The 19,528-nt window shown below is 69.1% G+C and carries 15 protein-coding genes and 1 rRNA gene; 2 read left to right on the top strand and 14 right to left on the bottom strand.

Annotated elements, in window-relative coordinates; translation table 11 throughout:
- The 3 genes from QSK18_RS30845 to QSK18_RS30835 all read right to left on the bottom strand — a co-directional run.
- Positions 1-65 (bottom strand): 16S ribosomal RNA (locus QSK18_RS30845); the annotation flags it as partial.
- Positions 66-756: 691 nt separating this feature from the next.
- Positions 757-1,044 (bottom strand): hypothetical protein, encoded by a 288-nt coding sequence (locus QSK18_RS30840; RefSeq protein WP_232815446.1) that lies wholly within the window; start codon positions 1,042-1,044, stop codon positions 757-759.
- 347 nt (positions 1,045-1,391) lie between these two features.
- The gene (locus QSK18_RS30835) at positions 1,392-2,957 is read right to left on the bottom strand and encodes a methyl-accepting chemotaxis protein (RefSeq protein ID WP_285626434.1); all 1,566 of its coding nucleotides are present in this window, start codon (positions 2,955-2,957) and stop codon (positions 1,392-1,394) included.
- 247 nt (positions 2,958-3,204) lie between these two features.
- Here QSK18_RS30835 and QSK18_RS30830 point away from each other — a divergent pair, with 247 nt between their 5' ends.
- A complete protein-coding gene (locus tag QSK18_RS30830; protein ID WP_285626431.1) occupies positions 3,205-4,188 on the top strand; it encodes a TIGR03557 family F420-dependent LLM class oxidoreductase in 984 nt (327 codons plus the stop codon).
- Here the strand turns inward: QSK18_RS30830 and QSK18_RS30825 are convergent.
- From QSK18_RS30825 to QSK18_RS30815, 3 genes are all read right to left on the bottom strand, one after another.
- Entirely contained in the window at positions 4,185-5,264 is a 1,080-nt protein-coding gene (locus QSK18_RS30825; RefSeq protein ID WP_232814631.1) for a carboxylate-amine ligase, read from the bottom strand. The two genes, QSK18_RS30830 and QSK18_RS30825, sit on opposite strands and share 4 nt — an antisense overlap.
- A gap of 19 nt (positions 5,265-5,283) precedes the next feature.
- On the bottom strand, positions 5,284-5,511 hold the full coding sequence (locus tag QSK18_RS30820; RefSeq protein WP_285626428.1) for a DUF3072 domain-containing protein: 228 nt from the start codon (positions 5,509-5,511) through the stop codon (positions 5,284-5,286).
- Positions 5,512-5,583: 72 nt separating this feature from the next.
- Entirely contained in the window at positions 5,584-6,507 is a 924-nt protein-coding gene (locus QSK18_RS30815) for an LmeA family phospholipid-binding protein (RefSeq protein ID WP_285626425.1), read from the bottom strand.
- A gap of 248 nt (positions 6,508-6,755) precedes the next feature.
- Here QSK18_RS30815 and QSK18_RS30810 point away from each other — a divergent pair, with 248 nt between their 5' ends.
- The gene (locus QSK18_RS30810) at positions 6,756-9,104 is read left to right on the top strand and encodes a putative bifunctional diguanylate cyclase/phosphodiesterase (RefSeq protein WP_285626422.1); all 2,349 of its coding nucleotides are present in this window, start codon (positions 6,756-6,758) and stop codon (positions 9,102-9,104) included.
- Here QSK18_RS30810 and QSK18_RS30805 read toward each other — a convergent pair.
- The 8 genes from QSK18_RS30805 to QSK18_RS30770 form a co-directional block, all read right to left on the bottom strand.
- Positions 9,056-9,889 (bottom strand): alpha/beta fold hydrolase, encoded by an 834-nt coding sequence (locus QSK18_RS30805; protein ID WP_232814634.1) that lies wholly within the window; start codon positions 9,887-9,889, stop codon positions 9,056-9,058. The genes QSK18_RS30810 and QSK18_RS30805 overlap by 49 nt on opposite strands.
- Before the next feature lie 45 nt (positions 9,890-9,934).
- The gene (locus QSK18_RS30800; protein WP_232814635.1) at positions 9,935-10,858 is read right to left on the bottom strand and encodes a carbohydrate ABC transporter permease; all 924 of its coding nucleotides are present in this window, start codon (positions 10,856-10,858) and stop codon (positions 9,935-9,937) included.
- Entirely contained in the window at positions 10,855-11,820 is a 966-nt protein-coding gene (locus QSK18_RS30795) for a carbohydrate ABC transporter permease (RefSeq protein ID WP_285626417.1), read from the bottom strand. Before QSK18_RS30795 ends, QSK18_RS30800 begins: the two co-directional genes overlap by 4 nt.
- Before the next feature lie 2 nt (positions 11,821-11,822).
- Complete coding sequence (locus QSK18_RS30790) at positions 11,823-13,190, bottom strand: ABC transporter substrate-binding protein (protein WP_232814637.1); 1,368 nt, start codon at positions 13,188-13,190, stop codon at positions 11,823-11,825.
- 40 nt (positions 13,191-13,230) lie between these two features.
- Positions 13,231-14,877 carry a glycoside hydrolase family 13 protein gene (locus QSK18_RS30785; protein ID WP_502894289.1) on the bottom strand — a complete coding sequence of 549 codons (1,647 nt, stop codon included), beginning with the start codon at positions 14,875-14,877 and terminating at the stop codon, positions 13,231-13,233.
- Positions 14,878-15,119: 242 nt separating this feature from the next.
- Positions 15,120-16,127 carry a LacI family DNA-binding transcriptional regulator gene (locus QSK18_RS30780; RefSeq protein WP_285626410.1) on the bottom strand — a complete coding sequence of 336 codons (1,008 nt, stop codon included), beginning with the start codon at positions 16,125-16,127 and terminating at the stop codon, positions 15,120-15,122.
- A 495-nt stretch (positions 16,128-16,622) separates the two neighbouring features.
- On the bottom strand, positions 16,623-17,162 hold the full coding sequence (locus tag QSK18_RS30775) for a DUF5317 domain-containing protein (protein ID WP_285626407.1): 540 nt from the start codon (positions 17,160-17,162) through the stop codon (positions 16,623-16,625).
- Positions 17,159-19,303 (bottom strand): putative bifunctional diguanylate cyclase/phosphodiesterase, encoded by a 2,145-nt coding sequence (locus tag QSK18_RS30770; RefSeq protein ID WP_232814641.1) that lies wholly within the window; start codon positions 19,301-19,303, stop codon positions 17,159-17,161. The genes QSK18_RS30775 and QSK18_RS30770 overlap by 4 nt, the downstream gene beginning before the upstream one ends.
- Positions 19,304-19,528 lie beyond the last annotated feature (225 nt).

Raw genomic sequence — 19,528 nt, 5'->3', positions numbered from 1 at the left:
TCGACTTGCATGTGTTAAGCACGCCGCCAGCGTTCGTCCTGAGCCAGGATCAAACTCTCCGTAAATAATCTTCTAGGAAGACTTTTAGCGAAGTGTGTTGCAATTGATTCCTGACCAATAACTCCAGTCCGTTTACCCAGGCACCCGACGGGGGTCGGAGAAGCCTGACGAACCGAAGACCATCAGCCAAGTGACCAGAAAATCTTCTGGCCGATTTGGCATCGGTTGTTCAGATGCACTGTTGAGTTCTCAAGGAGCGGACGCTCCCGTTTTCCAGCCTTTCGGCTTTCGCTCGGGGCGACGTTGTAGAACATTACTGCGGTGTTGCCAGCGGGTCAAATCCGCATTTCCGGACCGTTACCGCTGTTGGAACATTTTCCTTCCGGGCTCGCCTGTTCTGTGCCGCGCGTTCCGACTGGCGGTAGCGCGTCACTTCGATCAGGCTTCCTTGAAGGAGTTGCTGAGACCTTCTGACCGGCCACCGTGGTGTCCGTGTCTCTCCGGCTCAACGAAGGAAAACGTTACGGACCGCAGCCGTGCTCCGTCAAATCGCCGCGCCGCGTGTCGCTCAGGCCCCGTTCACCTGCGATTCCTCTCAACCAGGGTGTGCAGCTGGTGGCTGTGAGTGCTCACTACTACTGCCGCCTACCTGCCTGTCCCCCTGTGGGGTGCCGGCCCGCAAACAGGAGAACTCCCCGTCGCCGTCGACGAGGAGTCCTGATCCGGAGCGCTCGGACCGGATTTACCCAGACCGGTTCAGATCGCCGGCGGCAATGGCGAAGAACGGTGCATCGCGATGCCGTGGTGCAACTGCTCATGGATGCGCAGCAGGTGCGCCGCCTCTTCCCGACTGAACGGACCACCAGTGAGTTCGCACTGCGAGCAGACCATGACCGTGCGGGAGCCGGCCTTCTTCAGTACGCGCTGCGCGAGTGAGCGCGCGCGGCCCGTCAGCGGACGGCGCCCCGGCGCGCCCTCCTGACCGGCCACCAGGACCGGCCCCTTCTCCGAACTGCTGCGAACAGCGAGATCCTTGGAACGCATCACGCCACCATAGCCCTCTCGCTCAGTCGCCGAACATCCGCGAAAACCGTTGGGTGGCAAGCCTCACGACTACGCCCGGTCATCCTGTCACGCTCAGCGATGTTTGGCTCAAGAGTTTCATATCGCCTACTGCGCCAACGGTGAACAGCATAGAGCCACCCGATCGGCACAGCCATCCCTCGTGGGATCTGCGTAATTTCGCGCAATGGGTGGCGCCCGGCCCGATTCCCGTGTAAGAGCGTCGCTCTGCGACGGGCTCGCCGGTGCCGCTGCGAAAGTCCCCTGGCGGTAAGCCATCCCACCTTTCAGCTGGGCGAATCCAATTCTGGGTCAGGTCGGTGCCCGGATCAGAACCGGAAGCCGGAGACCAGCCGGGACAGTTCGTCGCTCATCCCGGCCAGTTCCCGCGCACTGTCCTCGGCCTTGCCGATGGTCGCGGTGGTGGTGTTGGCCGCCGAGGCCACCCCCGAGATGTTCGCCGCGATCTCGCTGGAGCCCCCGGCCGCGGTGGAAACACCGGCGTTGATGCTCTGGGTGGTCGCGGTCTGTTCCTCGACCGCCGAGGCGATGGTGGTCTGGAACTCGTTGATCTGGGAAATGACGTCGGCGATCTCGGTGATCGCCGCAGTGGCGCTGTCCGCGTCCTCCTGAATGGTCTCCACCCGGCGGGAGATGTCCTCGGTGGCCCGCGCGGTCTCCTGGGCCAGCTGCTTCACCTCGTCCGCGACCACCGCGAAGCCCTTACCCGCGTCCCCCGCCCGGGCCGCCTCGATGGTGGCGTTCAGGGCCAGCAGGTTGGTCTGCTCGGCGATCGAGGTGATCAGCTTGACCACGTCGCCGATCTCCCGCGACGACTCCCCCAGCTTGTTCATCGTGCCGGTGGTGGTGTGCACGGCCGACACCGCGCCGGTGGCCACCCGCGCCGCCTCCTGGGCGTTCCGGGCGATCTCCCCGATCGAGACCGTCATCTCCTCGCCGCCGGCGGCCACCGACTGCACGTTCGTGGACACCTCGTCCGCGGTCCGCGACACCACCTCGGCCTGCTCGGCCGTGCGGCTCGCCGAGCGGCCTACCTCGGCGGCCACCTCGGTCAGCCCGCCGGCGGCCAGGCGCAGCTGCTCGGAGGTGCGCCCGATGGAACCGAAGACCGTGCGGATCCGGCCGGTGGCACCGTCCAGCGCTGCTGCGATGTCGGCGATCTCGTCGTTGCCCTGGTCGTCGATGGTCTGCGAGAGGTCGCCCGCAGCAACCCCCTTGGTCACCAGCACCACCCGGTTGACCCGGCGGGTGATGGCCCGGGAGAGCAGCAGGGTGGAGATCAGCACCAGCACCGCCCCGGCCACCAGGAGCACGGTGATCACCATGGTCATCATCGCGGCGGTGTCGTCGGCCTCCTTCTCCAGGTCGACGACGGCGGCGTCGAGCACGTCGGCGGCGTTGCCCACCGCCTCGTCGGTGGCGTCGTTCGCGGTCTGGATGGCCTCGTAGTCCAGCCGCGCGGCGGTCTGGTCGGCCACCGAGGCGTCGATCACCGCCGAGATGCCCTGCACGTACTCGTCGAAGGCGGCGCGCATGCCGTCGACCATCTGCTTGTCGTCCTCGTGCAGGGGCAGGGCGTCCAGCTCGGTGAACAGGTCGGTCACGGTCTGCGTGTCGTCGGCCAGGTCCTGCTTCAGATCGGCGGGGGTGGGCGAGAGCAGGGCCTTGTAGCCGTCGACCTTCAGCTCGCTGGCCCGGGTGTCCAGCCGGCGGATCAGCTGAGCGGCCTGCAGGTGGCTGCGTTCCTCGGCCTGCAGTTCGCGGCCCTGGGCGGCGAGGCTCAGCGCCGCCACGTTGCTGAGCACTGCCACCGCCAGCCCGATGGCCCCCAGCAGGGCGAGTCTCCGGCCGATCGTGAATCTGAATCCGCGCACCACAGCCGCCTTCCGGTCCCCTTTCTGGGGACATGACGCAGCCCACCCCGTCGGAGGGCCCGCCAGTCCATCGGCAGCCGCCGAGGATTGCTGAACCGGCCGCCGAAGGGGCGCCGGCCCCGATGCCCGTGCCAATCGTCCTCAATCGGTTCTCTCCGTGCGAAAGATCTTGGTTCAGCGGCGCTTCGGACTTCGGCGGAAGCGTCTGCGGGTGCGGCCCCGAGGGCCGGGTGCCAAGGTCGCAGGCATGGTTAACGTCGGATACACCCTGATGTGCGAACAGACCGACCCGCGCAGCCTGGTCCGCGACGCGGCCGCTGCCGAGGAGGCCGGGTTCACCCTCGCCGTGATGAGCGACCACTTCTTCCCCTGGCTCGACGCCCAGGGCCACAGCCCGAACGCCTGGGCCACGCTCGGTGCGGTCAGTCAGGTCACCTCCAGCATCGAGCTGATGACGTACGTGACCTGCCCGACCGTGCGCTACCACCCGGCCGTGGTGGCCCAGCAGGCCGCGACCGTGGGGCTGCTCAGTCAGGGCCGGTTCACGCTGGGCCTGGGCTCCGGCGAGAACCTCAACGAGCACGTCGTGGGTCGTGGCTGGCCGCCGGTGAACGTGCGGCACGAGATGCTCACCGAAGCCGTCGACATCATCGGCGCACTCTTCGACGGTGGCTATGTCTCCTACAGCGGCAAGCACTTCCACGTCGACTCGGCGAAACTGTGGGACCTGCCGGAGACCCGGGTGCCGATCGGGGTGGCGGTCAGCGGGGCCCAGTCGGTACAGGCCTTCGCCCCCAAGGCCGAGGTGATGATCTCGACCGAGCCGGATCCGGAACTGGGCCGGGGCTGGGACGCGGCGAGCGCCTCCAGCACCCCGGCGCGCAAGGTCGGGCAGCTCCCGGTCTCCTGGGACACCGACCGCGAGGCGGCCGTGGCCCGGGCGCACGAGCAGTTCCGCTGGTTCGCCGGGGGCTGGAAGGTGAACGCCGAACTGCCCTCGACCGCCGGGTTCGACGCCGCCAGCCAGTTCGTCCGCCCGGAGGACGTCGCCGGGCAGATTCCCTGCGGCACCGACGTCGAGGCGATCATCGAGGCGCTGAAACCCTTCAAGGACGCCGGTTACACCGACGTCGCCCTGGTGCAGATCGGGGGCGACCAGCAAAGGACGTTCGTGGAGGCTGCGCAGAAGGAGCTGTTGCCCGGTATCCGGGAGACTTTGGGTAAGAACTAGCTCGCGCTGACGGCGCGGCCGCGCTCCACCGCGTCGAGCACCACGTCGGTGACGGCGCCCCGGCGGGCGAAGGCCGCCCGCTGACGCTCGGCTCCGGTGCCGTGCTCCAGCAGATCGTGCAGTTTGCTCTCGACCAGGTCCAGGTCGCCGTGCCGGATCAGTGAGTGCCGGACCTGGTCGACCAACTGCTGCACCCGGGTGGCGGCCGGGAACGCCTGGCCGGAGACCGGGTCCAGCAGTTCGCCGGTCAGCCCGTGCCGGGAGGCCAGCCAGGCCGCGCCGCGCAGCAGTTCGGGCCGGGCCACCACCGGCCAGGGACCGCTGGCCGCGGCCGAGTCGACCAGGGCCCGGCACAGGGCGGCGACCACCAGCGCGCTGTCCGGTTCGGCGCCCACGTCGGCCACCCGGATCTCGACCGTGGGGTAGCGGGCCGAGAGGCGGGCGTCGTAGTAGACCATCCCGGTGTCGATGATGACCCCCGAGCTGATCAGGGTCTCGACCATCGCGTGGTAGTCGGCCGGATTGCGGAAGGGCGCGGTCGGGCCGGCGCTGGGCCAGCGTTCCTGGATCTGCCGGCGGTAGCTGGCGTAGCCGGTGTCGGCCCCCTGGTGGAACGGGGAGTTCGCGCTGAGCGCCAGCACCACCGACAGCCAGGGCTGGACCCCGTTGATCGCGACGATGCCCTCGGCCTCGGATTCGATGCCGACGTGGACGTGCACACCACAGGTGAGCACCTCGGTGGCGGTCGGGCCGAAGCTGGCGGCCATGTGCCGGTAGCGCTCTTCCGGGAAGAGCGTGGGCTCGATCGCCACCGGGCTGAGGCCCAGGCCCGCCACCGACACCCCGGAGCGGGCCGCCCGCCGGGCCAGGTTCCGGCGGCGCTGGTCCAGGTCCCGGGCCAGGTCGCCGAGCTCGGTGCGGGGCCGGGAACCGGTCTCGGCCTGCTCCTGCTGGAGCTCGTGCTCGATGCCCTCGTCGGCCCCGGTGGCCACCCGGGGCCCGGCCGGGCTCGGCACCCCCTCCTCGTCGACCAGGAGGAACTCCTCCTCCACCCCGACCGTGCGGCTGCGGCTCATGCCGCCAGTCTGGCGATGATCAGCTCTCGACGCGCGGGGAGCGCGCCCGGTACTCGTCGATCAGTTCGGAGGCCCGGGCCTTGGTCAGGTCGGCGGGCAGTTCCTCGCCGACCTCGCGGGCCAGCGTCTCCAGGTAGCTGAGCTGAGCTCCGGTGGGCGGCTCGTCGCCGGTGACCCACTCCTGCGGCGGCTTGCTGGTGCTGGCCGCCACGCTCTCGTCGGTGGTCTCAGGTGTGTTCTGGCTCATGCCCGCAGACCCTAGGTCGAACAACCGTTCGACGCCTGCCGAGACGTCCCTGAGCAGGGGATCGGGCGGCGATCAGGCCAGGCAGTCGCGTCCGGCGGCGCCGTTCTCCTGGACCATCGACGGGTCGATGGCCAGGTCCAGGGCCAGCCCCTGGGACTGCACCCGGACCTTCTCCAGGGTGGCGCCCTCGGGCAGGTCCAGGTCGACCGAGCGAGGTTTCAGCTGACTCTCCCCGTTCTCGTCGTTGAGCAGGTCGCCGGCGAAGAGCGAGATCAGGCCCACGCCGATGGTGCGACCACCGATGACGATCGACCGCGGGGTCACCGTCATCTGTTTGCCGTCGGGTTCGAGGCTGACCAGGACCTGCAACGGCTGACCGGCGACGTCTTCCGGCAGGGTCACCGCCAGGAGGCCGTCCTGCTCACCGAGGGTGGCGCCGGCCAGGTCGTCCGCCGAGCCCTCGGCGGGCGCGGCCAGGGCTCCGGCCAGGCTGTCCCAGGGCAGGCTCACCGCGGCCTCGGCCGACTTCAGGGTCGGCGGGTCGCCCAGCCCGAGGCCGTGCAGGGTGATGCTCAGCTCGCCGCCGGCCACCGGGGAGGCCTCGACCTCTGCGTCTTCCTCGGCGGGCTGCATCGAGTCGGGAGCCAGGCCACTGATGGTGACCTGCTCGACCTCGCGCGCGGCCAGCTCGACCAGCATCGGCCGCTCGCCCAGCGAGACCTCCGGGGTGATCGTGTCGTCGCCGGTGGCGCACCGCAGGGCCTGCACCACGCCGTCCTTCACGTACTGCGTGAGCACCAGGTTGGCGACCACGGCCAGCGCCACCAGGAGCACCACGCAGGTCAGCGCCGAGATCAGGACCAGACGACGGCGGTTGCGCCGGCGGGGCGCTCGGCCCTGCCCCAGTTCCTCGCCGGGTTCCGTATCGGGTTCCGTATCGGGTTCCGTATCGGGTTCCGAGATCGTTGCGGCCTGGGCATCGTCCGAGTGCTGCACGTCGCTCCGCTCCGTCCCACCCCTGAACTGCGTCGCCCCCATGGAACACCATCGGCTCACCCGCAGGGGGCAGCCGTTCAAGTGAGGACCGCCCACCGACTGCACATCCTCCCATCTGGTGATTCCCGGCCAACCCCGCCACAAATGTCTTCAGGCCCTTGCACACTGGCCAGGACGGAACGCCGGTCCGGACGGGTGAGCGGGAAGCGGAACCGTCAACCGCCTGTACCCGTGACCGATGGAGAGCCGTGACGCAGCCCCGGTACGCCATGGGGGCAGGACATCCGATCCGCTGGGCCTCGGTCGCCGGGCTCCTTCTGTCCACCGTCACCCTGCTGGGCGCGCTGAGCACCGTCGCGGTCACCGCCGACGCCCCGTTCGCCCTCGCCGAGGCCCTGAACTGTGGCCTCGCGGGCTACCTGGCGGTGGTCACGGTGCTCCTGCTGCGCCGGCGGCCGGGCGAGGGGCCCGAGGCCGAGGCCTGGCGGTACCTGCTGCTGGGTTCGCTGACCCAGACCTTCGCGGTGCTGGCCGGGCAGTCCGCGGCCATGCTCGCGCACGGCTCGTACCCGGCCGGGGTCGACCTCGGCTGGATCGTCTTCACCGTGGGCTGCTGCGCCGCCGCCCCGTTCTTCTACCTCGGTCTGGTGCGCTGGAAACTCGCGCGCACCGCCCTGGCCGACCCCAGCGACCTGCTCAACGGCGTCGGCGCCTGGATGCTGATCGTGGCCATCGCCAACATCGGGCACCGGCCCCCGCTCGTCGACGGTGCGGCCCTCGCCTTCTGGCGCACCGAGGCCGGCTACGCCCTGATCGGGGCCGGTTTCGTCCTGGTCGGCTCGGCCCTGGCGATCGCCAACATCAGCGGCCTGGCCCGGGACCCGCGGGCCTGGCTGGTGGCCGGGGCGATGTCCTTCCCGATGCCGGTGGCGCTGGCCCCGCTGGTCTTCGGCGAGGGACGGCACGCCCACGGCGCGATCGCCTCCCAGGGGCTGATCCTGGTGGCGGCCGCCTTGATCGGCCTGGCCTCGCAACGCCGGGCCACGGCCGTCGAGATCCGCCCCGCGATCACCGAGTCGAGCACCGCCGGGGCGCTGACCGTACTCGTGGCCGGCATCTTCGTGCTGGTCCAGCAGGCCCTCTGGGGCCCCGGCGACCCCCTGGTCACCGGCCTGGCCACGGCCGCGCTGCTGGGTGCCTGCTACCGGTTCATCACCGTGGTCCACGAACTGGCGGTGCTGGCCCGGGCCCGGCAGGAGGCCCTCACCGACGAGCTCACCGGTGCGGCCAACCGGCGCGCCATGGTCCTGGCCATCGACCAGGCCCTGGACCGCCGGCAACCGGCCGCCCTGCTGCTGATCGACCTTGACCGGTTCAAGCTGATCAACGACCGCTACGGCCACGCCGTCGGCGACCGGCTGCTCCAGGACGTCACCACCAGCTTCCAGCAGCACATCCCGGAGGGTGGGCTCCTGGCCCGGCTGGGCGGGGACGAGTTCGCCGTCCTGCTGACCGGCCCGGCCGCGGGCGACGCCGAGGCCACCGCCCGACGGCTGGCCGAGGCCGGGGCCACCTACCGCAACCTGGACGGGCGTCCGGTGCGGGTGCACGCCAGCGTCGGGGTGGCGCACAACGACCAGCCGGAGATGCCCGGGGTCGAACTGCTGCGCCGGGCCGACGTGGCGATGTACCGGGCCAAGGCCTCCGGCAGCGGGACCGGCCTGTACGACTCGGCCCTGGACGCCGCCGCCCAGGAGGAGCAGGAACTCGCCGAGGACCTGGAGTGGGTCTGCTCGCAACCGACCGCGGTGCAGGAGCAGTTCCAGGTCTTCTTCCAGCCCCAGGTGCGGATCGGCGACCACCGGGTGGTCGGCGCCGAGGCACTGGTGCGGTGGCAGCACCCGCGGCACGGCCTGCTCGGCCCGGCCCGGTTCGTGGACCTGGTCGAGAACCAGGGGCTGATGGACGTCCTCACCGAACGGGTGCTGCACGAGTCGGTCACCCAGTGGCAACGCTGGCGGGAGGCGGGCCTGCAGTTGCGGGTCTCGGTGAACCTGTCGGCCGGATTCCTGGCCGACCCCCGGCTGCTGGAGATCCTCGACGACGTCCTGGCCCGGGACATCGACCCGTCCTGGTTCGTCATGGAGATCACCGAGACCGGTTTCATGGTGGACCCGCGCCGGGCCGGCAACACGATCCGGGCCATGGCGATGCGGGGTTTCGGGATCAGCATCGACGACTACGGCACCGGGTACTCGTCGCTGAGCTACCTGAACGACATCCCGGCGGCCGAACTGAAGATCGACCAGGCGTTCACCCGGCGCATCCTGGCCGACGAGCGCACCGCCGCGATCGTGGCGGGCACGGCCCAGATCGCCCACCGGCTGGACCTGCGGCTGCTGGTCGAGGGGGTGGAGGACGAGGCCACTCTGGCCGTGCTCGGCGACCTGGGCTGCGACGAGGCGCAGGGGTACCTGTGGGCACCCCCGCTACCCGCCGACGCCTTCGTCACCTGGCTGGACCGCTACGAGTCACGGCCGGCCGACAGCTACTTGGCCAGGAAGGCCAGCAGCGCCTCGTTGAACTCGGTCGCGTGAGTGACGTTCATCCCGTGCGGACCGCCCTTGATCACGTGAACCTCGGCCCCGGGCACGGTCTCGGCCACCCGCTTGCCGCTGACCTCGAACGGCACGATCGCGTCGCTGTCGCCGTGGATGACCAGCGTGGGGATGTCGATCTTGGCGACGTCGGGCCGGAAGTCGGTGGTCCCGAACGCGGCGATGCACTCCAGCGTGCCCTTCGGCGAGGCGAAGGCGGCGATCTGCCGGCAGTACTCCTTCAGCGGCTCACTGACCAGGTCGTGCCGGTCGCCGGCGGCGAAGAAGTTGTCGATGAAGTTCTTCAGGAACGCCGGGCGGTCGAGAGCGACCCCGTCCTGGAACGCCTTGATCGTCTCGTCGTCCAGGCCGCCCTCGGGGTTGTCGGGGGCCTTGTACAGGTACGGCGGCACCGCACCGGCGAAGACCGCCCGGGCCACCCGCTCGGTGCCGTACGTACCGATGTAGCGGGCCACCTCGCCCCCGCCCATCGAGAACCCCACCAGGGTCACCTGGTTCAGGTCGAGCTGGGTGAGCAGGGTGTCCAGGTCGGCCGCGAAGGTGTCGTAGTTGTAGCTGTTCCAGGGTTGTGAGGAGTCGCCGAACCCGCGCCGGTCGTAGGTGATCACCCGGTGCCCGGCGGCGATCAGGGCGGGCACCTGGTTCTCCCACGACCGGCCGGACAGCGGCCAGCCGTGGATCAGCACCACCACCGGTCCGGATCCCTGGTCGGTGTAGTGCAGTTCGACGTCCTCGACCGGGCTGCTGACGATGACCTTGGGCACGGGACCTCCAGTGATGACGGAAGATGACTGCCCGTGAGCTTAGGGTCACCCTTTCACGGCGCCACTCAACCCGGCGCCGCGCAGGAAGAATCGCTGGAACACGAGGAACAGAACCACCGGAATCAGGGTGGAGAGGAACAAGGCGGCCAGAAGCACGTCGAGCTGGATCAGATCGGCCAGGACGGGCAACCGCACCGAGAGCGGCTGTTTCGCCGGATCGGGCAGCACCAGGAGGGGCCACAGGAAGTCCTTCCAGGCCGCGACGACGGCGAAGACCGAGACCACCCCGAGGATCGGCCGGGACATCGGCAGGACGATCGACCAGAACAGCCGGAACGGGCCGGCCCCGTCGACCATCGCCGCCTCGAACACCTCGCGCGGCAGGTTGTCGAAGAACCGCTTGACCAGGATGACGTTGAACGGACTGGCGGCGGCCGGCAGCCAGACCGCCCAGAACGAGTTGATCAGCGAGACGTCCAGGCCGGGGACGTCGAGCACGGTCAGGTAGAGCGGCACCAGCAACACCACGGAGGGCACCAGCATCGTGCCCAGAACCAGTGCGGTGAGCAGCTTCCCGTAGCGCGGCCGGAGCACCGAGAGGGCATAGCCGGCGGTGGTGGCGACCAGCATCTGACCGGCCCACGAGCCACCGGCCACGAACACCGTGTTCAGGAAGTAGTGGTCGAGATTCTCCTGGTTCCAGGCGGTGGACAGGTTGGCGAAGTCGAAACCGTTCGGCCACAACGCCATCGGCTGACGCAGGGTGTCACGGGTGGGAGTGATCGCAGCCTTGGCCAGCCACAGCAGTGGTCCCAGACCGACCACCAGCAGAAAGCCGAGCAGACCCACCTCGGTGACCCTGATCGTCCTTCTGACACTGCTCTGCCGGCGCTCGTGACTCGAGACGATGCCGCGATCGGGTTGGTCGGGCGAAACAACAATGGACGATCGGGGCCGGGTTGCGCTCACGACTGGCTCCAGGAGCGGGTGAGACGGAAGTACAGGGCAGACAGCAGGGCCAGGACACCGGCGAGCATCACGCTGGCGGCCGTGGCGGCCCCGAAGTCACCGCTCAGGCTGCTGCCGAACGCGTAGTTGTAGATCAGCAGGAGGACGGTCAGGGTGGCGTCGGCCGGGCCGCCCCCGGTGAACAGGTACGGCTCGAGGAAGACCTGTGCGGTGCCGATCAGCTGCAGGATCAGCGTGATCAGGAGAATCCCGCGCAGCTGGGGAAGGGTGACGTGCCAGACCTTCTGCCAGAGCGAGGCCCCGTCGACCTCGGCCGCGTCGTAGAGCTCCGGAGGCACCGCGGTGAGGGCGGCCAGATAGATGATCACCGTGCCGCCGGCCGCGGCCCAGGTGGCCTCCAGCACCAGCGAGGGCATGGCCAGGGACGAAGAGTTCAGCCAGGCGTAGGGGCCCAGCCCGACCCAGCCGAGCAGCGTGTTGAACACCCCGTCGGGGCCGCCGTCGTAGAAGAACTTCCAGAGCAGGACGGCGACCACCGGGGGCACCACCACCGGCAGGTAGGCCAGGGCGGTGTAGAGCCCTCGCCAGCGCCGGACCTCGCTCATCAGCACGGCCAGCACCAGGGGCACCGGATAGCCGAACACCAGGGCCAGGGCGGCGAAGTAGCCGGTGTTCTTCACCGCCGTCCACAGTTGCGGGTCCTGCAGCACGTAGGCGTAGTTGTCGAGCCCGACGAACTCGGCCGGGTCGACCAGGTTGGTCTGCTGCAGGCTCATCAGCAGCGCCCGGGCGATCGGGTACCAGGAGAACACTCCGAACGCGATCAGCATGGGCAGCAGGAAGATCACCGCGGCCAGGCCGTTGCCCCGCACCCACCGCCGCAGCGCGCCCCCGCGCCCACCGGCCGGATCACGCCGGTGGACGTCGGGGGCACCCGCTGCCGGGCGTTCGATCACGCTCATCCTCAGCTCCGGTCGAGGATGGTCTGGACCTTGGCGTCGGCCTGGTTCAGCAGTTCGCCGGCGTTCGCGTCCTGGTCGGTGAGGATCTTCTGCACCACCGGGTCGAGGGCCGCGTAGAGATCCTGGGTGGCCACCGGCGGCTCGGGGACCAGGGGCTGGCTGAACGCCGCGTCGGTGTAGTGCTTCATCTGCTCGAGCGGCACGTCCACGTAGTCGGCGATCCAGCCCTGACGTTCCTGCTCGGTGGCCTGGTCGAAGACCGGCAACTGGGGAGTGCCCACTGGCTGCTTCTCGGCCTGGCGGTTCTCGGCGTCGCGCTGGGCGCCCTCCTCGGTGATCAGCTTCTGCATGTAGAAGAAGTCGATCCACTGGACGGCGGCCTTCTTCTGCGCCTCGTCGGCCTTCACACTCACCGCGGCCAGCGTGCCGCCGCCCAGCACCCCGGCGTCGGTGCCTTCCAGCGGCAGCACGGTCAGGCCGTAGTCGGCCGGCTTGATCGCGTTCTGCGCGACCAGGTTGTCGTAGGTGGCGCCGCCGGTGATGTACATGCCGATCTTGCCCGCCGCGAAGGCCTGGTTGATCGCGTTCCAGTCGTAGCCGAAGTTCGAGCCCATCGAGTTGTCCTCCCAGCGCATCGCCCGGATCAGCTCCAGGGCCTGTACCGCGCCGGGGTTGTCCACCGTGGCCTGCTGCTTGTCGCCGTCGGCCTGGCTCATCCGGCCACCCATCGCGTAGGCCTCGGTGGAGAGGATCCAGCCCCCGGTGTTGCCCTTGGTCATCACCGCGTACCCGGCCTGACCGGTCCGGTCGGCGATCTGTTTGGCAGCGGAACGAATCTCGGCCCAGGACGTGGGCGGCTGGTCGGGATCGAGCCCGGCTTCCTCGAACAGTGCCCGGTTGTAGTGCAGGGCCTGCCCATAGGCGGCGGTCGGCAGCATCTGGGTCTTCCCGTCCTCGCTCTGCCCGGCGCTCACCACGTTCGGATTGAACTTGGTGGCGTAGGGCAGCTCGGCCACTTGTTCGCTGATGTCGGCGACCTGCCGGCGGGCGATCAGGGTACGGCCGTCGGTGAACGGGATGGTGAACACGTCGGGGAGCGTGCCGCCGGCCAGCTTGGTGGCGAAAGTCGGCCCGGTCCAGGTGTATTCCTCGCGCTTCACGTCGACGTTCGGGTACTTCTTCTCGAACGAGGCGATCTGCTGGTCGAACGAGCGGATCGCTTCGGGGGTCAGGCCGGCGTCGCTGGCCACCGTGATCGAGACCTTCCCACCGGCGCCCTCTTCACCTTCCGAATCGCTGCCGCACGCGGACAACAGGCCGAGGCCGGCGATACCGGCGAAGGCCAGGGCGGCGGTTGAGCGGATGGACATCATTGTCGCTCCTAGGTTTTGCGTTAGGGACCGGTGTGATTCAGTGCCGCAGCCAGGCGGCGGTGTCCGGAGGCAGGAACCCTTCGGCCAGTGGGCCACTGGCCAGAAGGAGCTCGGCCGGTTCGGGCAGGGGCACCGGTTCGGTGCCCAGATTGACCATGCAGACGAAGTTCGCCGAACGGCGGAAAGCAAGGACGTCTGCGGACGACGTAAGCCAGCTGAAGTCGTCCGTAGGCAGTTCTGTTCTTCTGGTCCGCAGAGCGGCGCGGTAGAGAGCCAACATCGAATCGGGCTCGTTCTCCTGCTGTTCCACGCTGCGTGCCGCCCAGTCGGCCGGCTGCGGCAGCCACGGTTCAGCGATCGCTGCGTCTGGGCTGAAACCGGCAGTCGGGTTCGAGGCGGACCAGGGCAGCGGCACCCGGCACCCGTCGCGACCCGGATCCCGTCCGCCGCTGCGGTAGTGCATCGGATCCTGCCGCCGCTCAGCCGGAATGTCCTCGACCTCCGGCAGTCCCAGTTCGTCGCCCTGGTAGATGTAGAGAGAGCCCGGCAGAGCAGCCACCAGCAGCGCCGCTGCCCGTGCCCTTCGAGTGCCCCGTTCAAGGTCGGACGGAACACCGAAACGCTTGGCGGCGAACGAGAACGACGAATCCGCGCGCCCGTAGCGGGTGACCGGCCGGGTCACGTCGTGGTTGGAAAGAACCCAGGTGGCGGGGGCACCGGTGGGCGCGTGCGCAGCCAGCGTCGCCTCGATCGAGGCCCTGAGCTCCTTGGCCTCCCACGGCCGGGCCATGAAGTCGAAGTTGAAGGCGGTGTGCATCTCGTCGGGGCGCAGGTAGCGGGCGAAGCGCTCCACGTCTTCGAGCCACAGCTCTCCTACCAGGATGCGCTCGTCCGGGTAGGAATCGGCCACTGCCCGCCACGCCCGGTAGATGTCGTGCAGTTCGTCCCGGTCGATGAACGGGTGCGCTCCCGGTTCCGGCTGGGCCGGCACCTCGGGCAGCGCCGGATCCTTCACCGGCATCGCCGCCGAGTCGATCCGCACCCCGGCCACCCCGCGGTCGAACCAGAACCGCAGGATCTCCTCGTGTTCCGCCTTGACCTGCGGGTTCGACCAGTTCAGATCGGGCTGCTGAGGGGTGAACAGGTGCAGGTACCACTCCCCCGGGCGGCCGTCCGGGTTCATCGTTCGGGTCCACGTGTCGCCGGAGAAACTGGACACCCAGCGGGTCGGCATCTGGCCACCGTCAGGACCCTTGCCCGAGTGGAACCAGAACTTCTGACGGGCAGGCGATCCGGGCCCGGCTGCCAAAGCCTCCACGAACCAGGGGTGAGCGCTGGAGACGTGGTTGGGTACGACGTCGACAATTGTTCGAAGCCCTAGCGCGGAGGCCTCGGCGATCAGACGTTCGGCCTGTTCCAGAGTGCCGAAAGCGGGCTCTATGGAACGGTAGTCGGCCACGTCGTAACCGCCGTCGGCCATCGGGGACGGATACCAGGGCGTGAACCAGATCGCGTCTGCGCCGAGGTCGGCCAGGTAGCCCAGCCGGGCCCGCACCCCCTCCAGATCGCCCACCCCGTCGCCGTCGGAGTCGGCGAAGCTGCGCACGTAGACCTGGTAGATCACGGCGTTGCGCCACCAGGGCGGGTTCGTCACGTTTCGCCTACCTCCTGCGCCGGGGCGCATCAGGTGGAAACAGACGTCGGGGCACCGGGCGACGACGCTGTGACCGGAATGCTTCGGGCTTCGCCACGCAGCGAAGCCTTGAGTGCGATCACCGTAAGATTGCGCATCCGCTTTTGCAAGAGTCGGATGGTTTTGCGCAATCAATCAACAAGTCGTCGAAGAACCTCGGCAACGTTGTCCGGCCGACATGCGTGAGCGACCCGCGGGCATGACCCCGGGTAGAAGGTTGCTGCGGCTACGCGTCAGCTACGCGGGACAGCCCCGGTGGAGGAACGCACCACGAGCTCGGGCTCGAAGAGCAGCTCGCGATCCATCGTCATGCCGCCGTCGATCTGGTTCAGCAGCAGGGTCAGTGCAGCCCGGCCCATGGCCTCGATCGGCTGCCGCACGGTGCTCAGCGGCGGGTCGGTGCAGTTCATCAGGAACGAGTCGTCGAAGCCCACGACCGAGAAATCTCCGGGCACGCTCAGGCCGGCCCGACGGACCGCCTTGACGCCCCCCAGGGCCAGGATGTCGCTGGCGAAAATAGCCGCTGTGGACTTGCGTTCGATGAGCAGGGAAGCCGCCAGCTGGCCGCCCTCGACGGTGAACATGGTGTGCTCGACCAGGTCGGCGCACTGCAGGCCGGCCCCCGCCACCAACTTGCCGAACGCCTCGCTCTTGCGGCGGGACGGCACATGGTCGGGCGGGCCGAGGACCAGCCCAATACGTTCGTGCCCAAGCGATCTCAGGTGCGCGAAGGCGAGCTCGACGGCGGCCGAATCGTCGGTCGAGACCGTGGGGAATCTGAGCTCTTTCACTGCCGCGTTGAGCAGAACCACGGGAATGCCGCGATTCTCGAGCTGGACGAAGTGGTCGTGGGTGGCGTCGGCCTCGCTGGACGCCCCACCGAAGAAGACCACGCCGGAAACCTGCTTCTCCAGCAGCATCTCGACATAAGCGGGCTCACTCATGCCCCCGGCCGAGCTGGTGCACAACACCGGCGTGAGCCCGCGATGCACGATACCCCCGGCCAGGACCTCGGCGAAGGCCGGGAAAATCGGGTTCTGCAGCTCGGGCAGGATGAGCCCGACCAGACGGGCCCGGTCTCCCCTGAGCTGGGTCGGCCGCTCGTAGCCCAGCACGTCGAGGGCGGCGAGCACGGAGCGCCGGGTGGCCTCACTGACGCCGGGCCGGCCGTTGAGCACGCGACTGACGGTGGCCTCGCTGACGCCGACCTTCTTGGCCACCTCAGCTAGTCGTCGCGTCATGGAAGAAGACTACGCCGTTGCGCAAGCCGTTTGCATCTGTTGCGCAAGAGGAAGGGTGAGAAGGCTGGTTGGGGGTCGAAAAAAGAGGGGGTGGACTGGTCGGCGGGCGAGGGCGAGGTGGTCGCCGAGTGGGGGTGAGTTGAGTGGCGGGCGAGGGCGAGGTGGTCGCCGAGTGGGGGTGAGTTGAGTGGCGGGCGGGGGGTGGGTGGTCGGCGGGTGAGAGTGACCTAAGAGGCGGGTGGAGGTGAAGGGCTGGGGTCGAGTGGATTGGGAGATCAGAGGCGGGTGCGGCGGGCGAGGGAGGACAGGGTGAGTCAGGAGGTGGGATGTGGAACGAGATGCGGGGGTTAGGTGCCTAGGGGGTTGAGGCCGGGAGAGGGTTAGCTGCCCGGGGTTAGGCGCCCGGGTTAGGTGTCGGGCGAGGTGAGCGTTGAGAAGTGGGGGCGGGCCGCATCTCGCTGAGCCAGTGGTTGCAAGTCGCCCGAGAAACCTTATTCAGAAATGGGTTTCGACCGGTTTCCGCTCTCGACTGTTGACCACCACGAGAACCGCCACACCGGCCACGATCAGCACGTCGCCGATACTGAACACGTTGGCCAGCGGCAGGCCCTCCGGAATCGCGAACACGTCTCCCAGCCAGAGCAGGCGCGGATTCTCCAGCACCCCGGAGTTGGTGAAGCCTTCTTTCCCCTCCAGGCCGGCCGTTCTCACCGCCCACTCCGAGGCCGGCAGTGTGCCCCCGTTGACCGCGATGGTGACGCCGTTCAGCACCGCCCCGGCAGCCAGCAGGGGCACGCCGCGGATGGCCCGGTTCAGCCAGAGGAAGAGGCCGGCCAGGCCGTAGGTGGCCAGGTGAATCCCCGCAGCCAGCCTCTCGGGCAGGTCGGTGAGCACGGTGATCACCAGAACCTGCAGGATCAAGGCCAGCGGGAGCAGCCACCAGGCCCGGATCGGCACTTGCCCCAGTCGCTGGAAACTGCCTCCGGTGAGCGGGACCGCAAGCACTGCGAGCAGGGCCAGGACTGCCACGATCATGCCGGTTTCTCCACCTGACGAGCCCTGAGCGCCACCGGGGACCGCCCTGTCTGCACGGCGTGCGGCCGGCGCAGCTCGCTCAGCGCGTTCGCACAGCCCTCCGGGTCCCAGCGGCGCAGCCATTCGTCGAAACCGGCTGCCGGAAGCGGCGGCTGGACGGTGAAGCCCTGGATCACGTCGCAGCCCAGAAGCTGCAGACGGCGCCAGGTCTCGCTGTCCTCCACCCCCTCGGCGACCACCCGCAGCCCCAGGTTGTGGCCCAGCTCGACGGTCGAGCGCACGATGATCTGGTTGTTCTCGTCGCTGGTCATCCCGATGATGAAGCTGCGGTCGATCTTCAGTTCGTCGACCGACAGGCGCTTGAGGTAGGCGAGCGAGGAGTAGCCGGTGCCGTAGTCGTCGATGGCGATCCTGATCCCGCCGGCCCGGAGCATGGCCAGCACCGCGACCGCGCGGTGCGGGTCGGTCATCACCGTGTTCTCGGTGACCTCGAGGGTGAGCAGCGCCGGGGGCACCCGGTGGCGGGTGAGCAGGGCCTCGACCTGTTCGGGCAGGCGCACGTCGGACAGGTGCCGGACCGAGAGGTTCACCGCCACGCCGAGCCAGCGGCCCTGGTCGAGCCAGGCCCGCACCTGCCGGATCGCCTCGTCCAGCACCACCAGGGTGAGCTGGGTGATCAGCTCGGTGGTCTCGGCCACCGGGATGAACTCCTCGGCGCCGAGCAGGCCCCGTTCGGGGTGGTGCCAGCGCACCAGGGCCTCCGCCCCCACCACCTGCCCGGTGTGGGTGTCGCACTTGGGCTGGTAGTAGACGGTGAGCTGGCCGGCGGCCAGGGCGTCGTGCAGCTGGGTCAGCATGAGCAGTCGCTCTGTGGTGTTCTGGTCCTTGCTCGGGTCGTAGACCGCGACCCCGCCACCGTCGCCCTTGGCCAGGTACATCGCGATGTCGGCCTTGGCCAGCAGGTCGGCACTGCCGTGGGCGTGCTGGGGAGCCAGCGCGATGCCGATGCTGGCCCGCACCTCCAGGCGGACGCCGGCCACGCTGACCGGCTCGTCCAGGGTGGCGGTGAGCCGGTCGGCCAGGGCCCGGGCCTGGACCAGCGGCGGCGCATCGGCGGCCGGGAGCTCGGTGAGCACGGCGAACTCGTCACCGCCGAGCCGGGCGACGGTGACCTCGCCGGGAACCGCCGAGCGCAGCCGGTTGCCGATGTCGCGGATCAGGGCGTCGCCGGCCTCGTGGCCCAGGGTGTCGTTGATCTCCTTGAAGTGGTCCAGGTCGATGAACATGACCCCGACCGCGTTCTCACCCGACTGCCGGCCGGCCAGCGTCTGGTCGAGCTGGAGCAGGAAGTACGAGCGGTTGGGCAGACCGGTGAGGGGGTCGTGGCGAGCGCTGTCGCGGTGCTCCAGGGCCAGCCGGGAGACCACCTGCACCGCGCCGATCGGCACCAGCAGCAGCGGCAGCAGCCAGAGCGAGAAGTCGGCCACGGCCAGGAAGATCGGGGCCATCGCCACTGTCGAGCCCGCCGTGGTGAGCTGCTGGCGCAGGTCGACCCAGAACCGGCCGAGCACCCACTGCCGGCCGGCCAGGGTGATCACCGTGATCACCAGGCCCATGTTGATCAGCAGATAGATCACCGCAGCCGCCATCGCGGCCGCCACATCGGCACCGCGGAAGTCTCTGGGGGTCAGGAAGGCCTGACCGTCGATCAGGCAGAAGACCCAGCGGGCGGCCGCCGCGGACAACACGTACTGCGCCAGGTTGAACACCGGTTTGAGCCAGTGTTTGCCGCGCTTCAGGTCGTCGACCACCAGCGGGATGATCTGGGCCAGGATCACCAGACCGAGCGGCGCGACGAAGATCGCGGCCACCGCGAACGTGGTCGACAGCGTCAGGGCGCACGAGCCGCCCTCCCGCAGAGCGACCTCCACCTGCACGAACTCGCCGACGACGATGCCGGCCAGGAGCAGGAGGACGACCGCCCGGTCGACCCCGAACGCCGTCGGCTCGACGAACAGGGCCCCCAGCGACCAGCTCAGCAGCGGGAACGCGAGCAGGGTGACACCGGCGACGAACAGGCCGAGCGGCGTGGCCGAAGGGACCCGACGCCGAAGCGCGACCACGGATCCGCTGCCGGCCATGCCACCCTTCCTCGCCGGGCCCACCCGGTTCCGGGCCGGCTCTCGGACCGGCCGAGACCGATCGACGGATGGATCAGGCGGGCGCCTGGCGGAGAACCGCCGTGCGGGCCGTCACCACTTGTAGGACGCACCCACCAGCGTGGCGAGAGTGACGACAGAAGCCACGACTCCGGCGGCCTTGACGTAGGCCGTTGCCTTGAACTCGTTCATCGGACCCTCCTCGTA

This window comes from Kineosporia sp. NBRC 101677, assembly GCF_030269265.1.
Classification (GTDB): Bacteria; Actinomycetota; Actinomycetes; order Actinomycetales; family Kineosporiaceae; genus Kineosporia; species Kineosporia rhizophila.
This window is presented reverse-complemented; position numbering and strand designations above follow the sequence as displayed.

Coding starts and splice junctions, on each gene's coding strand:
- QSK18_RS30830 (WP_285626431.1), top strand. CDS start 3,205: ATGGTTAACGTCGGATACACCCTGATGTGCGAACAGACCGACCCGCGC.
- QSK18_RS30840 (WP_232815446.1), bottom strand. CDS start 1,044: ATGCGTTCCAAGGATCTCGCTGTTCGCAGCAGTTCGGAGAAGGGGCCG.
- QSK18_RS30785 (WP_502894289.1), bottom strand. CDS start 14,877: ATGCGCCCCGGCGCAGGAGGTAGGCGAAACGTGACGAACCCGCCCTGG.
- QSK18_RS30780 (WP_285626410.1), bottom strand. CDS start 16,127: ATGACGCGACGACTAGCTGAGGTGGCCAAGAAGGTCGGCGTCAGCGAG.
- QSK18_RS30790 (WP_232814637.1), bottom strand. CDS start 13,190: ATGTCCATCCGCTCAACCGCCGCCCTGGCCTTCGCCGGTATCGCCGGC.
- QSK18_RS30795 (WP_285626417.1), bottom strand. CDS start 11,820: ATGAGCGTGATCGAACGCCCGGCAGCGGGTGCCCCCGACGTCCACCGG.
- QSK18_RS30770 (WP_232814641.1), bottom strand. CDS start 19,303: ATGGCCGGCAGCGGATCCGTGGTCGCGCTTCGGCGTCGGGTCCCTTCG.
- QSK18_RS30825 (WP_232814631.1), bottom strand. CDS start 5,264: ATGAGCCGCAGCCGCACGGTCGGGGTGGAGGAGGAGTTCCTCCTGGTC.
- QSK18_RS30775 (WP_285626407.1), bottom strand. CDS start 17,162: ATGATCGTGGCAGTCCTGGCCCTGCTCGCAGTGCTTGCGGTCCCGCTC.
- QSK18_RS30820 (WP_285626428.1), bottom strand. CDS start 5,511: ATGAGCCAGAACACACCTGAGACCACCGACGAGAGCGTGGCGGCCAGC.